Origin of the sequence: Xanthomonas dyei (assembly GCF_002939865.1) — a bacterium.
GTDB classification, from domain to species: Bacteria; Pseudomonadota; Gammaproteobacteria; order Xanthomonadales; family Xanthomonadaceae; genus Xanthomonas; species Xanthomonas dyei.
Genome location: NZ_MDEE01000060.1, coordinates 1 through 19,770 on the forward strand (window position 1 = coordinate 1; position 19,770 = coordinate 19,770).

The window sequence follows — 19,770 nt, forward strand, 5'->3', positions numbered from 1 at the left end:
ATGGCGAAACTCCGAAGATCCAAACGCGATTCTCCGGAACGATGCGGACATTCTGCCCTCTTAGGCCTCGTTGTTCAGACCTTCCCTAATGCCCAGATGACGATTGATGGCAACGCTTGCCGGCCGCCTGGCTTGATAAGGCCGCAACGCTACTCTGCTGCGGCCACGCTTCTGACGCTGACGCAGCGTGACCCGATGACGGGCATCCGCTGACAACCGCTAACGCTTTGTTGCCGCCTTCTTCGCCGTACTCGACTTGCTCGCACGCTTGGTGCTGCTGCGCTTGGTGCTGCTGCGCTTGCTAGCCACTGCCATATTGTCGACCAGGTTCGGATACGGCCGGCCGGCTGCCTTGGCGCGCTCTTTGGCTTTGGCTTTCTGGGTAGGGGACAGCGACGTTGAGGCCGACTTTTTGACCGGATTGGGCTTGGTCCAAGGCGCGGCCTTTTTCGTGCCGCTCGTCTTTGCACTACGCGCATTAACACGTTTCTTTGCAACGCCGTTGCGAGTGTCAGCCTTCTTGGTCGCCACCTTCTTTGATGCTGTCTTCTTGTTAGCTGTCTTCTTGCTGGCTGTCTTCTTGCTGGCTTTCCTTGCAACCTTCTTCACGACAGAACCCGCGTCGCTCTTTTTGCCAGCTGCTTTTTTACTTGCCGTCGTTTTAGCGACGGCCTTCTTCGCTACGGCCTTCTTGCCGGTCTTTTTAGGTGCGCCTTTCTTGGCTGCGCTTGTCTTGGTCGCTGCCTTCTTGCCTCCGGCAGCGGTACCGCTGGTTCTCCGCTTCGATGGGGTGGCCGTCTTGGTGGTGGCTTGCGCGTCCAGCTGTCGCAACATCCGCTCTGCCCAGCGTTGCCCGGCATCGCCGCCCCACAACAGCCAGGCGATGTACCCGGCCGAAGGTGCCTTGGCATCTGCCCAGCCCTTGCCCTGCTTGTCCACGCTGTGACGTGCGAAGTAAGAATGCATGCGCCGTATCGTCTGTGCAGATAGCGACTGTTGCGCGGACAGATCGCGTGCCCGCGCCACACCAATCGCGGTGCCGCCACGCCCATGCTGCTCGCGCAGCTTCAGGCCGCGTGCGGCCGCCTGCGCGACATTCTTTGGCGGTGAGAGATCAACCGTGTGCGTCGTAGCGGTGCGCGCCATGCGAAGAGTCCTGACAGGAAGCGTGACCGGTAGTGTTCGCATCCGCGATGCAGCCTACGTGAAGACGTGCAGCGGTCGATTCTCGTTGACCTGTCTGTGCTACATGCGCTGCAGCGACTGCCCGCGCAACGCCAATCAACTAATCGTCGAAGAATGACGCGTACTCCTCGGTGCCATACGTCGATGCTGCACGATGACCCAGCAGATCAGCCAATGATTGCTGCAAGCCTGCGGTGCACCGCGTATGTAGTCGATTGAATGGCAGCCGCCTGAAGCGGCGACGCGAACCCGCGCTGCTGCATGCTCGTGAAAGGCTGACCACGTCGAATTACCCATCGAACCGCGATTGATCATCTATGGATCAGCCTGCTCACAGCGAAGACGTGGCATCGTCGTGCCGATACACTCGATCACACGTTGTCATCAGAGGGAACATGCCTTGAAACTGTCAGCACTCGCCGTCATCACCGCCGTCGCGTTCGCCGCGCCGCTCCTTGCACAGCCGGTCGAGGAAGCGTGTGCCGTAGAGCGGGCATCGCACAATCAGATCGGTGCAGGCGAGAGTTGGAAGCAGATCCACGCCGACACCTCACCGCATGCACGTCACGAGAACAGCATGGTGGCCATCGGCGAGCGGTTGTATCTGATCGGTGGGCGCGACCAGCGGCCATTGGATATCTTCGACACCCGAACGCGTCGCTGGTCGCAAGGCAGTGCGCCACCGCTGATGGTGAGCCACGCGCAAGCAGTGGTGGTGTCGGGGAGGCTGTATTTTGTAGGCGGATTTACCGGCGATTACCCGGAGGAAGCCTCGCTGACCCACATGCTGATCTACGATCCGCAGGCCGACACCTGGCAGGTGGGGCCGGAGATTCCCGCGCACCGTCGGCGTGGCGCGGCAGGCGCAGTTGTGCATGAGGGCATGCTGTATCTGGTGGGCGGCAACACGCGCGGACACATGAGTGGCTATGTGCCGTGGCTGGACGCCTTCGACACCAAGACCCAGCAGTGGACGCAGCTGGCCGACGCCCCGCACGCACGCGACCATTTTCATGCGGCAGTGATCGACGGCAAGCTGTATGCCGCCGGTGGGCGCAGGTCCGCGCATGAAAGCGGCAACACTCTGGCGCAGACGATTCCGGAAGTGGACATCTACGATATTCAACGCGGCACATGGTCAGTCGCGCCGGCGGCCTTGCCGACACAGCGTGCGGGCACCGCCGCCATCGTGCGCAATGGCCAGCTGCTGATCATCGGTGGCGAGAGCATGCGTCAGGTCAAAGCGCACGGCGAGGTAGAAGCCTACGATCCGGCCAGATCCACCTGGACAGCGCTGGCCGCACTCCCGCAAGGGCGTCACGGCACCCAGGCCGCAGCAGTCGGCGACGATCTCTACATCGTTGCGGGCAGCGGCAACCGGGGTGGTGGGCCGGAGCTGGATGATGTGCTGGTGTTGGATAACGCGGAAGCCATGCGCTAAGCAGCGTGGGCGATAGCCGAGTCGAATCGCAGGAGTGGCTTGAAGGGAAAGCGACTGGTCATGCAGGGCTATCGGTAACGCAGCATCGCGGCCAGGGCCGCTCCTACAAGAGCGGCGACTGGATGGGCCAAGGTTTGGTCGCCCGATAGGTACTACCGTGCGAACTGCAACCCCAGCGCCTTGACCCGTACACGTGTCAGCATCGCGTGCGAGGTCATGTAGAGCGTGTGACCATCGTCGCCGAAGGCGCAGTTGGAGATGGCTTCGCCGGTTTCGATGCGGCCCAGGCGTTGGCCGGCCGGGTTGAAGACGATGACGCCGCCGGGGCCGGTGGCAAACAAGTGACCATCGGCGGACACCGCCATGCCGTCCGGCAGTCCTGGCGAGTCCTTGCCCACCAGATCCGAGGCATCGGCGAACACACGCTTGCTGGTGACCGCGCCACGCGCGTCGAGCGCGTACGCCATCCAGATCGGCCGTTCCGGATCGGAATTGGAAACGTACAAGGTGCGCGCATCGGGCGAGAGCGCAATGCCGTTGGGGAAGCTCAGGCTGTCGTCCAGCAGATGCACGCTGCCATCGGTGTCCAGCCGATAGACGCCGTTGAAACGCAGCTCCTTGACCGGCGAGTCGTTCAGATCCTTCAAGCCGTACGGCGGGTCGGTGAAGAACACCACGCCGTCAGTGCGACGGACCACATCGTTGGGGCTATTGAAACGTTTGCCATCGAAGCTGGTGGCCAGCGGCGTTTTTTTGCGTGTGGCCGGGTCGAGCCTGGCGACGATGCGGGTACCGGAGTCGGCGAGTAACACAGTGCCGTCGGGCTCGGCATACAGTCCATTGGCACCGGCTTCGCGTAGCGTGGCCTGCTCCGGGCCGACATAGCCCGAGGGCGACAGCAACACCGACAGGCCGGCCTCTTCGGACCAGCGATACAGCTTGTTTTCCGGCACATCGGTAAACAACAGATAGCCGCCGTTGCGCACCCAGGCGGGGCCTTCGGACCAGGTGAAACCTTCGGTGAGCTTCTCGATCCGCGCGTCTGCAGCAACCACCTCGCCGAAGCGGCGATCGAACGTTTCCACATGCCCGATGGCTGGGAAGCGCGGCGGCGGCGGATCCTTCTTGGTGCAGGCAGCGACAATCGCCAACAACGGGACGGCCAACAACAGATAGGACGGCAAGCGCATCGGGAAGTCCGGAAATCCAGGTGAGTGCATCATGCCATCATGCGGCGGCAGGGTCCCCGCGCATGTTGGCGAACGCGACTATCGACCAGCGCTCGCAGGCACCGCCAACACCGCATCCAGCGCCGGTTTTGGCTGGTGATTGCGGTCGAATAGCAGCGGGTAATTGGTGCGGCCTGGCACCGGGTAATCGTTCTTCCACGACATGCCGTCGCTGACGCCCCACACGCTCACGCGCGCAAGCTTGTCGCGCTTGCGCCAGAACAGTGCGAACAGCTCCGCGTAGCGGTCGCGCAATTGCGCTTGCACAGCAGGCGGCAGCCCATCGCGGTAGGGGTCCAGAAAGCGCTTGAACTCCGGTAGTTGGAACTGCTTGTGTGCCATCCCGGTGCCGATGACCTGGCCTTCCTTGGTGAGCGGCAGCACGTCCACATCGAGCTCGGTGATCATGACCTTGATGCCGAGTGCGGCGTAGGCGTCGATGGCGTCTTCGATATCGCGCAGGCTCGGATAGTCGAGCCCCCAGTGCCCTTGCATGCCGACACCATCGATGCGGATACCGGATTGCTGCAGCATCTTGACCATGCGCACGATGCCGTCGCGCTTGGCCGGCCGCCATGCGTTGAAGTCGTTGTAGTAGAGCTCCGCGTCCGGTGCATACCGCTGTGCAAAGGTAAACGCATTGCGCACCACGGTGTCGCCATCGCCCACGCGTTGTACCCAGTTGGTGGAACGGTAACTGCCATCTTCGTCGATGATCTCGTTGACCACATCCCAGGCCTGCACCTTGCCGACGTAGCGCCCGGCCACGCCTGCGATGTGCGCGCGCATGCGCTCGATCTGCGCGGCCGAGCTATTGGGCTTGCCCTGCGCGTCCACAAAGAACCAGTCGGGGGTCTGGTTGTGCCAGACCAGCGTATGCCCCACCACAAACAGGTGATTGCGTTGCGCGTAGTCCACGAACGCATCTGCAGCGCGAAAGTCGAAGACGCCCGGGCGCGGCGCAACGACCTCGGCCTTCATCACGTTCTCCGGGGTGACCGCGTTGAAGTGGCAGGCCACCAATGCTGCGGCCGCGGCGTCCTTGCCGGAGACGATGTCGGCATTGACCGCAGTGCCGAGCAAAAACCCGTCGGCATACGCGCGCTTGAGCGATGTGGCGGCGGTGTCGCAACGCGCGGCTGCAGGCAGGGCGGCGATCGCGCTGACGCCCACAATGGCAATGCGCAACAGGGTTGCAAGAGTGGGCAGGTGCGTGTGCATGGCAGGTTCCAAGGTGAGTTACTGCAGGCGACAGGTCATGCGCAACCCCATCATTGCGCCACGATCTGCGCCTGCGCGGCGTCCAGGCTGTCCGATTCGACATGCAGCGTGATGGGGCCGCGTGCGCCCGCCTTCGCCCGCACGATCGCCAGGCACAGCCCGTTAAAGGCGTTGCGTTGCGGCGAAGCGAACGACTCCAGATTGGTGGGGTCGCCGTTGTCGGTGGCGACCAGTTCGCCCGGGCCATCGATCCGAAACCGCAGGCGGTCGCCGGCGGTGGGTGCAGGACGTCCGTCGCGATCCAGCAATTGCACAGTGACGAAGCTCAGATCCCGGCCGTCGCCGTCGATGCGGCTGCGGTCGGGCGTGATCTGCAGGCGCGCCGCGCGGCCGGCGGTCTGCACGCGGTCGCTGGCCCACGGCTTGCCGTCCTTGTAGGCCTGCACGCGCAGCTCGCCGGGCTGGTACACCACCTCGTCCCAGCGCAGCCGGTAGTGCAGCGCGCGCTTGCGCTTGCGCCCCTGCGAGACACCATTGACGAACAGCTCGGCCTCATCGCCGGAGGTAAACACATGCACCGGCGTCACCTGGCCCTCGCGGCCGGGCCAGCTCCAGTGCGGCAGCAGATGCGCCATGGGCAACTGCGGGCGCCAGCGCGCCTGATACAGCCAGTAGCGATCCTTGGGAAACCCCGCCAGATCGAAGATGCCCGAATACGCACTGCGCGAGCTGTAATACGGCGTGGGTTCGCCCAGATAGTCGAAGCCGGTCCAGACGAATTCGCCGGCGACATACGGGTGCCGGTCCAGCGCCGCAAACACCTTGTCGGCACTGGAGCCGAAGTCCACCGCATGCAGCTCGTAGGCGCTGACCTGATGCGCCACCGAGTCGCCGCCGCGCCCGTCGCGTACCGGCGCGCTGATGTCCGGGCTCACCGGAAACAGATACACGCCGCGGCTGCTCAAGGCCGACGCGGTTTCGCTGCTGACAATGGCCTTGTGCGGGAATGCCGCATGAAATGCCGGGTATTGCGGCGGTTTGCGGATGCGCTCGGTGCCTGCGAACTCCGGCGCATCGCGGATGCCCTCGCCCTGGTAGTTGAGGCTGATGACATCCAGCGCGGCCGGCAATGGCATGTCCGGCGAAGCGTAGTTCATCGCGACCGTGGCCGGCCGCGACGGATCTTCGTCATGCACGATGGCGTGCAGCGTGCGCGCGATGGCGGCGCCCTGTTGCCCGGTGTACTGCTCGCCGACTTCATTGCCGACACTCCACAGCATCACCGACGGATGGTTGCGGTCGCGTCGCAACATCGCGCGCAGATCCGGCTCATGCCATTGCCCAAATACCAGATGGAAATCCAGCGGCGTCTTCTTCATCTCCCAACTGTCGAACACCTCGTCCACCACCAGCAGGCCCATGCGATCGGTGAGTTCCAGCAGCTCCGGTGAGGGTGGGTTGTGGCTCATGCGGATGGCGTTGGCACCCATCTGTTGCAGCAACTGCAGCTGCCGCTCGGCGGCGCGCACATTGAACGCGGCACCGAGTGCGCCGAGATCGTGATGGTTGTTCACCCCGCGAATCGGCACATGCTCGCCATTGATCAGCAGCCCCTTGTCCGCATCGAACACGATGCTGCGGATGCCGAACGGGGTTTCGTAGCGATCCACCACCTGCCCCTGCTGGCGCACCTCGGTCACCGCCACGTAGCGATGCGGTTGCTGGGTCGGCGGTGGCCCCCACAGGCGTGGTGCGTCGATCTGCACGGTGCCCTGCACGCGGGCGCTGCCGCCGGCAGGCACGGCAATCTGCGTTGCGGGAATCTGCGCGACCGCATCGCCACTGCGTGTACCCGTTGCCGCGTCGAGCACGTAGATGGCAGTGCCGACCCGCGCCTGCGCCGCAGTGCGCGCAGCGTTATCCAGCGTCACGGCCAGCTGGATCTGTGCCGATGCAGCCGACACCTGCGGTGTGGTCAGCTGCGTGCCCCACTGTGCGATGTGCAGCGGCGCAGTCTTGGTCAGCCACACATTGCGATACAGCCCGCCACCGGGATACCAGCGCGCCGAGTCGGGTGGATTGTCCAGGCGGATCGCCAGCTGGTTGCGCGCGCCGGCAATCGCATACGGCGTCAGGTCCACGCGCCAGGAGCTGTAGCCGTAAGGCCAGCCGCCGACCAGCCTGCCGTTGAGCCAGACCGTGGCATAGGACATCGCGCCATCGAGATCGAGAAACAGCGAGCGGCCGCGATCGCTGGCCGGAATGTCCAGGGTTTTGCGATACCAGCCGATGCCCCAACTCGGCAGACGCCCCATCCCGCCGTACGGACCATCGACCAGAAACGGCCCGGCGATGGCCCAGTCATGTGGCAGATCCACGGTTTGCCAGCGGCTATCGTCGAACTGCGGCTGCACATACGCGACGTCGTTGCCGGGATTGCCGGGCGGGCGTCGATGCCGTTGCGCCGGGTCGGCGATCAGGGCGTTGGCGGTTGGCAGAATCCACGGCTTGAGCACGTCCTTGGCCGCTGCGCGCAGCGGCTGCGCCTGATCCGGGCGCGCATCGGCCACCTTGCCGTCTTCGCTGCGGATCACCTGCGGGCGCGCGTCATAATCGAGCACCACCGTATTGCCCGGCGGGTCGTCACGCTGAAAGCGCCATTGCGCGTTGAGCGACACCCGCTCGCGCGGTGCGCTGGTCTGTGCGATGGCGTCGAGGGTGGGTAGTGCAAGCCCGGCACAGATCATGACGGTGTAGATCATGTTGGTGCAGCTAACCCGCATGGCATTGCGCCACGTTGCAGTTGCAGCGCGTGGCGACTGTACGTTGGTCATGACCTCAGCCCCCCCATTGCATATGACGCGACCTTGCACGCCGCTGCTGCGTCGTATCACTGCCGCACACGCAGCGCTGCGGTTGCGTCACAGCTTGTAAGCCTGCTTGGGCAGCCGATACGCTAGATCCATCGCCACCTCCACCGCTTCGTCTTCCTCCAAGCGATGCTCGGCGACCAGCTTGGCCAGGAACGCGCTGTCTACGCGCCGCGCGACATCGTGGCGGGCCGGGATCGACAGGAATGCACGCGTGTCGTCGTTGAAACCCACCGTGTTGTAGAAACCGGCGCTGGCCAGGGTCTGCTCGCGGAAGCGCCACATGCCCTCCGGCGCATCATGAAACCACCATGCCGGGCCCAGCAGCAGCGAGGGGTAATGGCCGGCCAAAGGTGCCAGTTCGCGGCTGTAGCTGGTTTCGTCCAGGGTGAACACGATCAGGCGCAGGCGCGGGTCGTTGCCGTAGCGATCCAGCAATGGTTTGAGCGCATGCACATAGTCGGTGCGCATCGGAATATCGGCGCCCTTGTCGCGCCCGTAGCGCTCAAACAACGGCCGGTTGTGATTGCGAAAGCAGCCCGGATGCAGCTGCATCACCAAGCCATCGTCCAGGCTCATCGCCGCCATTTCGGTCAGCACCTGCGCGCGGAACAACTCGGCCTGTTCCGGCGTGGCAGCGCCACGCACTACGGTGTCGAACAGGCGTTGCGCCTCGCCCGGCGACAGGTCGGCGGTGGCGGCACTGGGGTGGCCATGATCGGTGGAGGTCGCGCCATGCGCGGCGAAGAATGCGCGGCGTTGCCGATGCGCGCGCAGGTAGCCTGGCCAGGTCAGCACGTCTTCGCCGGTAAGCGCGCCGAACTGCTGCAGCGCACCGGCAAACTGCTCATGCTCCGGGTCCACCACCGGGTCCGGGCGGTACGCGGTCACCACGCGGCCAGCCCAGCCGCTGTCGCGAATGGTCGCGTGATGCTGCAGCGTGTCCAGCGGCGATTCGGTGGTGGCGATCACCTCGATGGCGAAACGCTCGAACAGCGCACGCGGACGAAAACCTGGCGTCTGCAGCGCGGCGGTGATGTGGTCGTAGTAATGATCGGCAGTGCCGGCATCCAGGCGGATGCGCAACTCGAAGACGGTGTGGAAGACATGGTTGAGCCATACCGCCGACGGTGTGCCGCGCAGCAACGTGTAGTGCGCAGCAAACACGCGCCAGGCCGCGCGCGGGTCCACCGGCGCGCGCGTGCCATCGGCGTGCGGGATGCCCAACGCATCCAGGTCGATGCCCTGGCTGTACAACATGCGGAACACGTAGTGATCGGGCACCAGCAACAGTTCGGTGGCATTGGCGAACGCGGCATTGGTCGCGAACCAGGCCGGGTCGGTATGGCCGTGCGGGCTGATGATCGGCAGCGTGGCGATCTGCGCATACAACCGGCGCGCAATCGCCCGCGTGCCGGGGTCGGCCGGCAACAGGCGGTCGTCGTGCAAGGTCAGCGGGAAGGAGGTGGGCATGGGGTCGGGGCACCGAACAGTTGAGATGGGTCGTGCAACGCGCGCATCAGGGCGCAGGCGTGCCGGGATGGGCAGCGACGTAATCGCGCAACCAGGTCAGCGCCGGACGCTCGCTGCCATCGCCACGCACCAGATAAGCGGCGTCCTTATCGCGCCACAGGCCAGGGCGGAATCCCCACAGCGTGATGCCGCGCACCGCCGGGTGCTCCCAGAAGATCGGAAACACGCGCTGGTAATCGGCCAGCTGCTGCGCATCGCTTGGCCCATCCAGGTCGAATTCGGTGATGTAGATCGGCAAGCCGGTGGCGGCCAATGCATCCAGATTGCTGCGATGCACCGACATCGCCACGTTTGGCGTGGTCTCGAACGCATGCTCCTGGATGCCGATGGCATCGACCAACTGTTCGCGCTGCAGCAACCGCACGATCTGCAGATATTTCTGCGTGGCCTGCGTGTTGTTGGTGATGCTGTAGTCGTTGATCATCAGCTTGGTATGCGGAAAGTGCTGGCGCGCGAGCCGAAACGACTGCAGTACCCACTCCCAGCCGCTGGCGCCCTCACCGCCGAGCGCCTGCAGATAATTGCCGCCGCCGGTGTCGGCCTTGCTGGGCGGGTCGTTGAGCGGCTCGTTGACCACTTCCAGCAGATCGATGTCCGGGTAGCGCTGGGCCACGGCGGCAAACCATTGCTCGATCTCGCGGCGCTGCTCGGCCGGGGGCAAGCTCTTGATCCATTCCGGCTGCTGATTGCCCCACACCATCACATGCATCTGGAACGGCATGCCGTTGGCTTTTGCGAACCGGTAAGCGGTATCCAATGTGCGCCAGTCCATCTGGTCGCGTACCGCCTCTACCGTGCCCCACTTGCCGCCGTTTTCCGGGGTGAGCTTGTTCCAGTACTGCGCAAAGCCCTGCGCCTGTTGCGGGCTGTAGGCGCTACCCAGAAACTTGGACGCGCCCGCTGCCAGCGGCGCGGCTTGCGCCACCGATGCGATACTTGCTGCCAGCAACAGTGCGATTCTCGCGGTGTGCAGGGACATGACGATTCCTCAGGAAGATGGAGGCGTTGCGGTGGCCGAAGGCAGCTGCGCCGGCTGCAGCCGCGGCACCAGCGCATGCACGAGGGCCAATGCCAACAGGTAGGCCGAGCCGGCCATCAGAAACACCGGCACGTAGCTGCCGGTTGCCTGCAGTAAAAACCCGATGAAGGTGGCGATCAACATGCCGCCCACTGCGCCGGCAAATCCGCCGATGCCCACCACGGTGGCCACCGCATGCCGCGGAAACATGTCCGAGGGCAGCGTAAACAGATTGGCCGACCAGCCCTGGTGCGCGGCGGTGGCCAAACCGATCAAACCGACCGCCACCCACAGGTTGTCTGCACGTGCGGCGAACACGATCGGCACTACCGAGATTGCGCAGATCAGCATCGCGGTCTTGCGTGCCCGGTTGACGCTCCAGCCGCGCGCGATGAAGCGCCCGGCAACCCAGCCACCGGCGATGCTGCCGATATCGGCCAGCACGAAGATCACGATCAATGGCGCACCCAGCTGCAGCAGACTCAGGCCGTACTCGGCATGCAGGAATTTCGGCAACCAGAACAGGAAGAACCACCAGATCGGGTCGGTGATGAACTTGCCCAGCACGAACGCCCAGGCCTGGCGATGCCGCAGCACCTGCAGCCACGACAACCGCGCTTGCACCGGCTCATGCGCATCGCTGCGGATGTGCGCCAGTTCCGCGCTCGACAGGCCGGGTTGCTGCTCGGGCGCGTGGTAACTGCACCACCACACCACCAGCCAGGTGGCGCTCAGTATCCCGGTAAACAGAAAGGCCGCCTGCCAGCCCCAGGCAGTAGCGATCACCGGCACCAGCAGCGGCGCGACGATGGCACCGATGTTGGAGCCGGAATTGAAGATGCCGGTGGCCAGCGCACGCTCGCGTCGCGGGAACCATTCGGCCACAGTCTTGAGCGCGGCGGGAAAGTTGCCGGACTCGCCCAGCCCCAGGAAAAACCGCGCAATCGCAAAGCCCACCACGCTGGTGGCCAACGCATGGCCCATCGCCGCCAGACTCCACACCCCGATCGCCAACGCATAGCCCAGCCGTGTCCCGAAGCGGTCGATCACCGCACCGCTGCACAACAGGCCCAGCGCATAGGCCGCCTGAAACGCGGTGACGATGTAACCGTACTGGATCTCGTTCCAGCCGATCTGCGTCTGCAGAAACGGCGCCAGCACGCCCAGCACCTGACGGTCCACGTAGTTGATGGTGGTCGCCGCCAGCAGCAGCGCGCAGACGCGCCAGCGCACCCGCCCCAGGCGCGCCCCGGCGCCGGCAGCATCGACCGCAGGCGCATCGCTCATGGGCACGGCCCCTGCCGGCCCACCACCGCCGCGCATGCACGCCGGCAATTGCTGCAGTACCTGGCAGCATTAGCGGGCGCATGCCGCTCGCTTGCGCGTTGTCCGATTCGATTCATCGACCACTGCACCTGCACAAAGGTGGCCTTGCGCTACGGGTGATAGCGCTACCATTACCATGCTACTCGCCCGAATCCATCGCGCACTGCAGCACGTCGTCACCGTTCGTCCGCGTGCCAGGCAGCGAGGCAACGCCAACGCGCTATGCCCCGGCAACTATGCTGCCCTGCAGCGTGATGTTCTGAATTTGGTAGCGCTAACATCCAGCGCCACTGATCGCCAGTCTCCCCCATCGCATCATCGTCGCGCCGATTCCCGGCAGCGGCACTCCCTGCGCAGGGGCGATGCGTGGGACATCTGCTCACCTGTTAGGGAAGGGAATACGGTGAAGAACAGCTACGCACGTACCGCGTTGTCCTGCGCGTTGGGGTCCCTCCTGCTGGGCATGACCAGCACTGCCGCCTGGGCACAGTCCACCGACGCCGACAGCGCCGCGCAAACGCCACCGGCCACGGCCGGCAACAATGACGCAGTGACCCAGCTCGACACCGTCACCGTTTCCGGCTACCGACGCAGCATCCAGTTTTCCACCGATGCCAAGCGCGACTCGGTCGGCTTTGCCGACACCGTGTTTGCCGAGGACATCGGCAAATTTCCGGACATGAATATCGCCGAGTCGCTCAACCGCATCCCCGGTGTGCAGCTGGCGCGCGACGTCAACGGCGAAGGCCTCAACATCGCCATCCGCGGCCTGGGCACCAGCTTCACCAAGACCACGCTCAACGGCGCCAGCATCGCCACCGCCTCGATCGGTCTGAATGCGCAGAACCAGAATCGCGAAGTCGATCTGAACCTGTTTCCCACCGAATTCTTCACCCAGCTCACCGTGAGCAAGACGCCCACCGCCAGCATGCTCGAAGGCGGCGTCTCCGGTGTGGTGGACATGCGCAGCGCGCGTCCATTCGATCGCCCCGGCGTGCACTTCACCTACCAGGCGCAGGCCGACTGGAACAACACCAGCGAAAAGACCACCCCGCGTGGCGCCTTCATGGGCAGCTGGACCAACGAAGCAGGCACGCTCGGCGCGTTGTTCGGCGTGGCCTCGGTGCGCAGCAAGCTGGGCGTGCGCGGCTTCGAAAGCGTGGGCTGGACCAACCCCGGCCTGACCTATACCCAATGCGGGCTCACCCCGCCTGCAGGCACGCCGGCGACCAATCAGCCGGCGGCCTGCAACGTCAACGGCGGCGGCAACTGGCGCATTCCAGACCGCGTGCCGGCCACCGCCGGCAGCGGCTTGACCACCGGCGAAACCATCGACGCGGCATGGCTGCTGGCACGCAACCCGGGCTTGAGCATCGACCAGATCAGCGATGCATTGATTCCGCGCCTGGGCCGCAGCGTGTACATGAATGGCGATCGTGACCGCGATGCGTCGGTGATGTCGCTGGAATGGCGGCCCTCCGACAGCATGCATTTCTACCTGGACACGCTGTATTCCGAAGCCAAGCGCACCACCGAGCGGATCAGCATGAATCTGATCGGCCGCAACGGCAACATGATCCCACTGGGCATGCAGCTGGATCAGAACAACGTGGTCACCAGCACCACCTTCGCCAACGCGCAGTATTTTTTGGAAGCGCGCCCGTACCGCGAAGAAGTCAAGTTCTGGAGCGTCAATCCCGGTGCCGAACTGCTGTTCGGTGCCGAGCAGGACATCAAGCTCAACGTGCAGGCCAATGCCACGCGTAGCTGGCTGGATCGCGAGTCACCCAGCATCCTGGTCACCTCGCCGTTCACCACCGTCGATTACCGCAACCAAGGCGGCGACCGCCCGTCGATCAGCAGCCCGCTGGATCTCAACGACCCGAACCTGGGCTGGGGCTGGAGCGGCGGCCGGGTCAATATTCAGAACGAAAAGCGCGTCACCCAGACCCGTGGTGGACGTGCCGATCTGCAGTTCGGCGAAGACAAGCGCAACATCAAGATCGGCGCTGCCTACGACCAGGCCGAGCGCACCATTCGCGGCTTCGACAACAGCATTGCCTGGGAGCAGGTGGTGTGCCGCGGCGGTGGCGGCAACGTGTGCAACGGCGGCCCTGGTTCGGCAGTCCCGAATGCGGCCCTGGCCAGTTATCTGCGGCCCGGCCCGGGCGGCTTCATCACTGCCGATTTCAACCGTTTCCTGGGCGACACCAACTATTACGCGCCACGCGATTCCGCCCCGGAAACCAACTCCGCCAACACCGGCGCCTCGGCCGGCGGCATCCGCGAAAAGAACCTGGGTTTCTATATCGAAACCAACGCCGAAACCGAAGTGTGGAACCGTACGCTGCGCTTCAACGCCGGTGTGCGTTACGTCACCACCGACCAGACCATCACCGGCCCGGTCACCATCAACGGCATCCGCCGCGTGCAGGTACTCGATTCCGATTACGCCGAAACCCTGCCCTCGTTCAACGCGGCCTGGGATGTGGCCGACAACGTGGTGCTGCGCCTGTCCAGCTCGCGCACGCTCACCCGCCCGGACCCGAGCGCGATGTTGCCCAACACCAATTTCAGCGATCCGTCCGCACAAACCGCGACCCAGGGCAATCCAAACCTGGCGCCGTATCTGTCCACCAATGTCGACTTCGGCGGCGAGTGGTACACCGGCGGCGAAGGCTATGTGGGCCTGACGCTGTTCAACAAGCGCATCAGCGGCTTCACCGTCAATGGCGTGCGGCGCATTCCTTTCAACGATCTTGGTGTGCCCTACGAGAGCCTGCTGCCGATCCAGCAAGCCGGCCTGGACCAGCGCGGTGGCCCCAATGCCGCCACGGTAGACGTGCAGACCCAGGTCAACGCCGATGGCGTGCTCAACATCCGCGGCACCGAAGCGATCTGGGTGCAGCCGTTGGACAAGCTGGTCGACGGCATGGGCTTCAGCGTGAACTACACCCATGTCACCCAATCTTCGGAAGGCGAGGGCATTCCCGCAGTGGCCGTCGGTGTGGCGCCCAATCTGTGGAACGGCACCGTGTACTGGGAAAAGAACGCCGCCTCGGTGCGCCTGTCCTACACCTGGAACGACGACATGGTGATCTCCGGCGCCAACCAGAACGGCATCCCCTACGCACGCCTCAATGCCGATGCACGCGGCCAGCTGGATCTGTCGGCCAGCTATGCGCTGGACTGGCTGCCTTCCAAGCCGCAACTCACGCTCAACGTCACCAACATCACCGACGAGCCGCTGCGCACCACCTATGCGTGGCCCAACGCCACCTACGACCTGTACGAGCCCGGGCGCACCGTCATGCTCGGCATCCGCGGCACGTTTTGACAGTGTCCATCGAGACGCGCTCGCCGCTGGTTGCCGGGTGTAGCGGGTGTTCGGAGTGCACGCGTGCTGCGCGTGCACTCCGTCTGACGCGCGCCGTCCAACCTGCCTGCGCGACGGCACACGACGTTTTGCCCGACACTTCAGGCGCTGTGCCTGCAACCGCGATCCAGAGGGATCGCGGCCAGCGGCGTAGCGCGCGCCGCGGCGTTTTCCGTAGCACTCTTCGAGCTCGCCTCACCTCATGAACGATCGATCACAGCAGCTCTCCGTGCGCGAAAAGATCGGCTACAGCCTGGGCGACCTGGCTGCCAATCTGATCTTCCAGACGCTGGTGACGTTTTTGGCGTTTTTCTACACCGACGTGTTCCGCATCCCGGCGAGCGCGGCGGCCACGTTGATCTTCGTGGTCGGCCTGCTCGGCGCGTTCGTGTTTACGCCCATCATCGGCATCCTGGCCGATCGCACCCGCACCCGCTGGGGCAAGTTTCGCCCGTGGATCCTGTGGACCGCGCTGCCATTCGGCGCACTGTCGCTGGCGGCCTTCAACACACCTGCGCTGGGCGAGCACGGCAAGATCACCTACGCCTTCGCCACCTACACCTTGCTGATGCTGGTCTACGTGGCCAACAACCTGCCGTATTCGGCGCTGAGCGGCGTACTCACCGGCAGCATGGAGCAGCGCAACAGCCTGTCGGCGTATCGCTTTCTGGCAGTGACCTTTGCGCAGTTCATCATCCAGGTCCTGCTGCTGCCGCTGGTGCTGATCCTGGGCAATGGCGACAAGGCGCAAGGCTTTCGCAACACCATGGGGTTGTTCGCCGCGGTCGGCACGCTGTGCTTTCTGATCACCTTTTTTACCACCCGCGAGCGCGTGCTGCCGATCGCCGAACAACGCAGCAGCGTCCGACAGGACCTCACCGACCTGGTGCGCAACAAACCCTGGTTGGTGATGCTGGCACTGACCATTCTGGTCTTCATCAATCTCGCCATGAAGGGCGGGATGTACATCTACTACTTCAAGTACACCCTCGACGCGGGCGCGCTGACCCACTTTCTCGATGCCGCCGGATTCAACCGGTTTATTGCCGCAATCAACAGCGTGCTGACCGGCGCCGGCATGAGCGCCTTGCAGTGGCCGCAAGACGCGCCAACCTCGGCGTTTAGCGTGTTCAGTGCCGGCGGCATCCTGGCCATGATCGTGGGCATCGGGTTTTCCAAACACCTGGCCGACCGCTACGGCAAGCGCAATGTGTTTGGTGGGGCACTGCTGATTTCCACGCTGTTTCTATTAGCGTTCTATGTGTATCCGCCCACCGCGATCGGCTGGGTATTCGGCTCCTATGTGCTGCACGGCTTTTTCTACGGCATCACCATCCCGTTGCTGTGGGCGATGATTGCCGACGTAGCCGATTACTCGGAGTGGAAGAACCACCGCCGCGCCACTGCCATCATTTTTTCGGCGATGTTGTGCGGCCTGAAGATCGGCCTGAGCGTCGGCGGCGCACTGGTCGCCGGCCTGCTCGCCGTCTATGGCTACGACGCTGCGCTGCCGCAGCAAAGCGGCGCGGTCACCGACGGCATTCGGTTAGCCATCAGCGTGTATGCGTCCATCCCGTTCCTGCTCGGCACCGCACTACTGGTGTTTTACGAGATCGACAAACCGCTGGAATCCCGCATCGAACGCGAACTGGGCGTGCGCCGTCAGGCCGCTCCGCTCGCGTCGCCCTAACCCCTTCCTTCCACCTCATGCACAGGTCCGCGCATGTCCGATGAACTGCAAGCCGCCACACTGCAGGCGCTGGCGCGCACCGCCATTTCCGCACCGCTGGTCACCCATCTCTACACCGCTGACCCATCCGCACACGTCTTCGACGGCGCGCTGTACATCTATCCCTCGCACGACATCGATGCCGGCGTGGCCTTCAGCGACGACGGCTCGCATTTCGGCATGGAGGATTACCACGTCTTTCGCATGGCGCATCCCAACGCGCCGGTCGAAGACCTGGGCGAAGTGCTGCACGTGCGCGACGTGCCGTGGGCCCAGCGCCAGATGTGGGCACCGGATGCAGCGCAACGCAATGGCAAGACCTATTTGTATTTCCCGGCAAAGCGCGCCGACGGCATCTTCCAGATCGGTGTGGCAGTCGGCGATCAACCCCACGGCCCCTTCATCGCCGAAGCCGAACCGATCGCCGGCACCTACTCGATCGACCCGGCCGTGTTCGCCGACGACGATGGCGCGCATTACCTGTACTTCGGCGGCATCTGGGGTGGTCAGCTGCAGCACTATCGCGACAACGTCTACGCGCAGACCAACCAGGAACCGGAGGGCGATGCGCCCGCACTGGGCCCGCGCGTGGCGCGCCTGCACGAGAGCATGACCGCACTGGCCGAACCCACGCGCGAGATCGTCATCCTCGACGAACACGGCGCCCCGCTACGCGCCGACGACCTCGACCGTCGCTTCTTCGAAGGCCCCTGGCTGCACCGCCATGCCGGTCGTTACTACCTGTCGTATTCCACCGGCGATACGCACCTGATCTGCTACGCCACCAGCGACTCGCCGTATGGCCCATTCCGCTACCAGGGCGTACTGATGCAGCCGGTGATCGGCTGGACCACCCACCACTCCATCTGCGCATTCGACGGCCAGTGGTATCTGTTCTATCACGACGCCGTGGTGTCGGGCGGCCAGACCCATCTGCGCAACATCAAGATGGCACCGCTGGAGCATCTGGCGGATGGGACGATTGCGACGATTTATCCGTACGGGAAGGATGCGGTCTCGCCTTGGTGAGATGGCGGTGGCGATCAGGTCCGCTGCTGTCTGTCCATCATGGGGTCGCCGGCCAACTGCGCATCAGAGCGGCTGACAGAACGACATCGCTCATGGCCACGCAGGCTCGGCCGCTCCTCGGCGCGGCACCAACCACCCGTACACTCCAGTGCTGAGTACGCCGTTCACCTCCATCTGATGACTGCTCGTGACGTATCAGTCACTGTAAGGCAACGCTCATCAAGTCCCCCGCGCCAGTCATTCCCGCGAAAGCAGAAACTCCAAGGCCTCGCAAGCCAGCGATTCACGTCCATGGCCTCACGCTATCGCCTGGATGACAAGACTTATGCAGCGTTGCCCTAAGCTCGCTCCCGACCCCGCACCGGCATAGCACCTGATCGTCACACTCGCGAACCGGCTGTCGAGCCGAGGTGGGAGATCGTGCAAACCTGCCTGCTACCGCCTGTGACCACCGCAGCCATCGCAGCCATCGCATTCTTCAATGCGTCCGAGCCGTCCTTGCACCGGTAGAGCCCGTCAACGAATGGGAACCCACCGCGCCTTTCGATAGGCAGCGCATTGCACGCTGCATCCACACGCATCGTCGCAACGTATGCCCCTGCACTGAGCTTTTTTGAGAGAGGTTGCCATGCGCCAGGCGTCGATGCTGTTCTTACTCACCCTTGCGGTCTACGGCAATGCAAGCGGCAGCGAGCCGCGCGCCGCACTGCCCCGCGCAGACAGCGTTGACGTGCCGCGCTTCATGGGCGACTGGTATGTCATCGCACATATTCCAACCCGTCCCGAGCGCAAGGCCTACGACGCAGTAGAGAGTTATGCGCTGCGACCGGATGGCCGTATCCAGACCACCTTCACCTTCCGCAAAGGCAGCTTCCAGGCCCCGCTCAAGTCCATGCACCCGATCGGCAAAGTCGCAGAGAATGGCAACGGCGCGCTATGGAGCATGCAATTCCTCTGGCCGTTCAAGGCCGAATATGTCATCGCCTGGCGCGATGCCGACTATACCCAGACCATCGTGGCGCGCAGCAAACGCGACTACGTCTGGTACATGGCACGGACCCCGCAGGTCTCCGATGCCGACTATCAGCAGGCGGTCTCGCGTATCGCCGCAATGGGCTACGACGTGTCACAGCTGCGCCGCGTCCCGCAATCGTCGCGTTGATGTGGCCTAACCTGTTGGAGAGCCCGCACGCCGCGCTCTCCAACGCACCTACCGCGCACATCAGACGTCTTTGGTGTCTACAGAAAATTCCCATCCATCGTTCAACCCACCCAAGGGCTTGGCCTCTGTCGCCAACTCCTCCTCGAACGCGCAAATCGCCTTGTATGTCGGCACCATGGTCGGGTACACCGTGACATCCATCGGAAACGCCGTGTTTTCCGGGTAGTGGCAACAACGCACCTTCTGCTCGAAGCGCAGCAACGTCACCGAAAATTCCAGTGCCGACTCTTTGTTCGGGAACACCACTGAAAACGCAATCTCGCGCGGCTTGGAAAGATCCACGCCCTGCTGCGCAATGTGCCACAAGGTGTCGCCATTATCGTCTTTAGGATACAGCTCCGGATTCCGCTGCATGGTTGATTCGCTCTGTGACGCCTGGTTGGCCGATACAGAAGCTTAGCGCCTTGGCTTATCTTGTGTCTTTCCTAGAGCGCGTTATGGACTTTAAGTTGATACAGCAATCGTACTCGGATGCCGAGCAAACGTCCTTATCCCGACATCCCCGCAATTCAGTGCCAGCCAAAACTAGAGGTCTGCGGTTAATGTTGATCACGGAACTCGGCGGGCGTTAGCCCGCCCAGGCTGTCGTGC

The 19,770-nt window shown here is 63.9% G+C and carries 14 protein-coding genes; 6 read left to right on the top strand and 8 right to left on the bottom strand.

The window, feature by feature from the left end; genetic code table 11:
* Positions 1–213, top strand: a 213-nt coding sequence (locus XdyCFBP7245_RS24320) for a hypothetical protein (RefSeq protein WP_104617482.1), incomplete at its 5' end; no start/stop codon positions are given.
* 6 nt (positions 214–219) lie between these two features.
* Here the strand turns inward: XdyCFBP7245_RS24320 and XdyCFBP7245_RS21870 are convergent.
* Complete coding sequence (locus tag XdyCFBP7245_RS21870; RefSeq protein ID WP_104617493.1) at positions 220–1,146, bottom strand: DNA-binding protein; 927 nt, start codon at positions 1,144–1,146, stop codon at positions 220–222.
* Between the two features lie 439 nt (positions 1,147–1,585).
* Between XdyCFBP7245_RS21870 and XdyCFBP7245_RS21875 the strand changes: the two genes are divergently transcribed.
* Positions 1,586–2,626, top strand: a complete 1,041-nt coding sequence (locus tag XdyCFBP7245_RS21875; protein ID WP_104617483.1) for a Kelch repeat-containing protein — start codon at positions 1,586–1,588, stop codon at positions 2,624–2,626.
* Positions 2,627–2,778: 152 nt separating this feature from the next.
* Here the strand turns inward: XdyCFBP7245_RS21875 and XdyCFBP7245_RS21880 are convergent, their stop codons facing one another.
* From XdyCFBP7245_RS21880 to XdyCFBP7245_RS21905, 6 genes are all read right to left on the bottom strand, one after another.
* Entirely contained in the window at positions 2,779–3,816 is a 1,038-nt protein-coding gene (locus XdyCFBP7245_RS21880) for an SMP-30/gluconolactonase/LRE family protein (RefSeq protein WP_104617484.1), read from the bottom strand.
* A 78-nt stretch (positions 3,817–3,894) separates the two neighbouring features.
* Entirely contained in the window at positions 3,895–5,076 is a 1,182-nt protein-coding gene (locus tag XdyCFBP7245_RS21885; RefSeq protein WP_104617485.1) for an endo-1,4-beta-xylanase, read from the bottom strand.
* A gap of 50 nt (positions 5,077–5,126) precedes the next feature.
* On the bottom strand, positions 5,127–7,823 hold the full coding sequence (gene galB / locus XdyCFBP7245_RS21890; RefSeq protein ID WP_104617494.1) for a beta-galactosidase GalB: 2,697 nt from the start codon (positions 7,821–7,823) through the stop codon (positions 5,127–5,129).
* Between the two features lie 174 nt (positions 7,824–7,997).
* A complete protein-coding gene (uxaC, locus tag XdyCFBP7245_RS21895; RefSeq protein ID WP_104617486.1) occupies positions 7,998–9,419 on the bottom strand; it encodes a glucuronate isomerase in 1,422 nt (473 codons plus the stop codon).
* Between the two features lie 46 nt (positions 9,420–9,465).
* Positions 9,466–10,458, bottom strand: a complete 993-nt coding sequence (locus XdyCFBP7245_RS21900) for an endo-1,4-beta-xylanase (RefSeq protein ID WP_104617487.1) — start codon at positions 10,456–10,458, stop codon at positions 9,466–9,468.
* A gap of 9 nt (positions 10,459–10,467) precedes the next feature.
* On the bottom strand, positions 10,468–11,784 hold the full coding sequence (locus XdyCFBP7245_RS21905; protein ID WP_104617488.1) for an MFS transporter: 1,317 nt from the start codon (positions 11,782–11,784) through the stop codon (positions 10,468–10,470).
* Positions 11,785–12,226: 442 nt separating this feature from the next.
* On the opposite strand from XdyCFBP7245_RS21905, the gene XdyCFBP7245_RS21910 reads away from it, so the two are divergent.
* The 4 genes from XdyCFBP7245_RS21910 (at position 12,227) to XdyCFBP7245_RS21925 (ending at position 19,119) form a co-directional block, all read left to right on the top strand.
* Positions 12,227–15,160, top strand: a complete 2,934-nt coding sequence (locus XdyCFBP7245_RS21910; protein ID WP_170068751.1) for a TonB-dependent receptor — start codon at positions 12,227–12,229, stop codon at positions 15,158–15,160.
* Between the two features lie 241 nt (positions 15,161–15,401).
* On the top strand, positions 15,402–16,889 hold the full coding sequence (locus tag XdyCFBP7245_RS21915; protein WP_104617489.1) for an MFS transporter: 1,488 nt from the start codon (positions 15,402–15,404) through the stop codon (positions 16,887–16,889).
* 33 nt (positions 16,890–16,922) lie between these two features.
* Positions 16,923–17,957 carry a glycoside hydrolase family 43 protein gene (locus tag XdyCFBP7245_RS21920; RefSeq protein ID WP_104617490.1) on the top strand — a complete coding sequence of 345 codons (1,035 nt, stop codon included), beginning with the start codon at positions 16,923–16,925 and terminating at the stop codon, positions 17,955–17,957.
* A gap of 628 nt (positions 17,958–18,585) precedes the next feature.
* Positions 18,586–19,119 carry a lipocalin family protein gene (locus XdyCFBP7245_RS21925; RefSeq protein WP_104617491.1) on the top strand — a complete coding sequence of 178 codons (534 nt, stop codon included), beginning with the start codon at positions 18,586–18,588 and terminating at the stop codon, positions 19,117–19,119.
* A 60-nt stretch (positions 19,120–19,179) separates the two neighbouring features.
* On the opposite strand, the gene XdyCFBP7245_RS21930 is transcribed toward XdyCFBP7245_RS21925, so the two are convergent.
* Positions 19,180–19,533, bottom strand: coding sequence for a ribonuclease E inhibitor RraB (locus XdyCFBP7245_RS21930; RefSeq protein WP_104617492.1), 354 nt, complete (start codon positions 19,531–19,533; stop codon positions 19,180–19,182).
* Positions 19,534–19,770 lie beyond the last annotated feature (237 nt).

Excerpts from the sequence above, each read along its gene's own strand:
- XdyCFBP7245_RS21885 (WP_104617485.1), bottom strand. The coding sequence starts at position 5,076 with ATGCACACGCACCTGCCCACTCTTGCAACCCTGTTGCGCATTGCCATT.
- XdyCFBP7245_RS21920 (WP_104617490.1), top strand. The coding sequence starts at position 16,923 with ATGTCCGATGAACTGCAAGCCGCCACACTGCAGGCGCTGGCGCGCACC.
- XdyCFBP7245_RS21925 (WP_104617491.1), top strand. The coding sequence starts at position 18,586 with ATGCGCCAGGCGTCGATGCTGTTCTTACTCACCCTTGCGGTCTACGGC.
- XdyCFBP7245_RS21915 (WP_104617489.1), top strand. The coding sequence starts at position 15,402 with ATGAACGATCGATCACAGCAGCTCTCCGTGCGCGAAAAGATCGGCTAC.
- XdyCFBP7245_RS21930 (WP_104617492.1), bottom strand. The coding sequence starts at position 19,533 with ATGCAGCGGAATCCGGAGCTGTATCCTAAAGACGATAATGGCGACACC.
- XdyCFBP7245_RS21905 (WP_104617488.1), bottom strand. The coding sequence starts at position 11,784 with ATGAGCGATGCGCCTGCGGTCGATGCTGCCGGCGCCGGGGCGCGCCTG.
- XdyCFBP7245_RS21900 (WP_104617487.1), bottom strand. The coding sequence starts at position 10,458 with ATGTCCCTGCACACCGCGAGAATCGCACTGTTGCTGGCAGCAAGTATC.
- XdyCFBP7245_RS21880 (WP_104617484.1), bottom strand. The coding sequence starts at position 3,816 with ATGCGCTTGCCGTCCTATCTGTTGTTGGCCGTCCCGTTGTTGGCGATT.
- XdyCFBP7245_RS21870 (WP_104617493.1), bottom strand. The coding sequence starts at position 1,146 with ATGGCGCGCACCGCTACGACGCACACGGTTGATCTCTCACCGCCAAAG.
- galB (WP_104617494.1), bottom strand. The coding sequence starts at position 7,823 with ATGATCTGTGCCGGGCTTGCACTACCCACCCTCGACGCCATCGCACAG.
- uxaC (WP_104617486.1), bottom strand. The coding sequence starts at position 9,419 with ATGCCCACCTCCTTCCCGCTGACCTTGCACGACGACCGCCTGTTGCCG.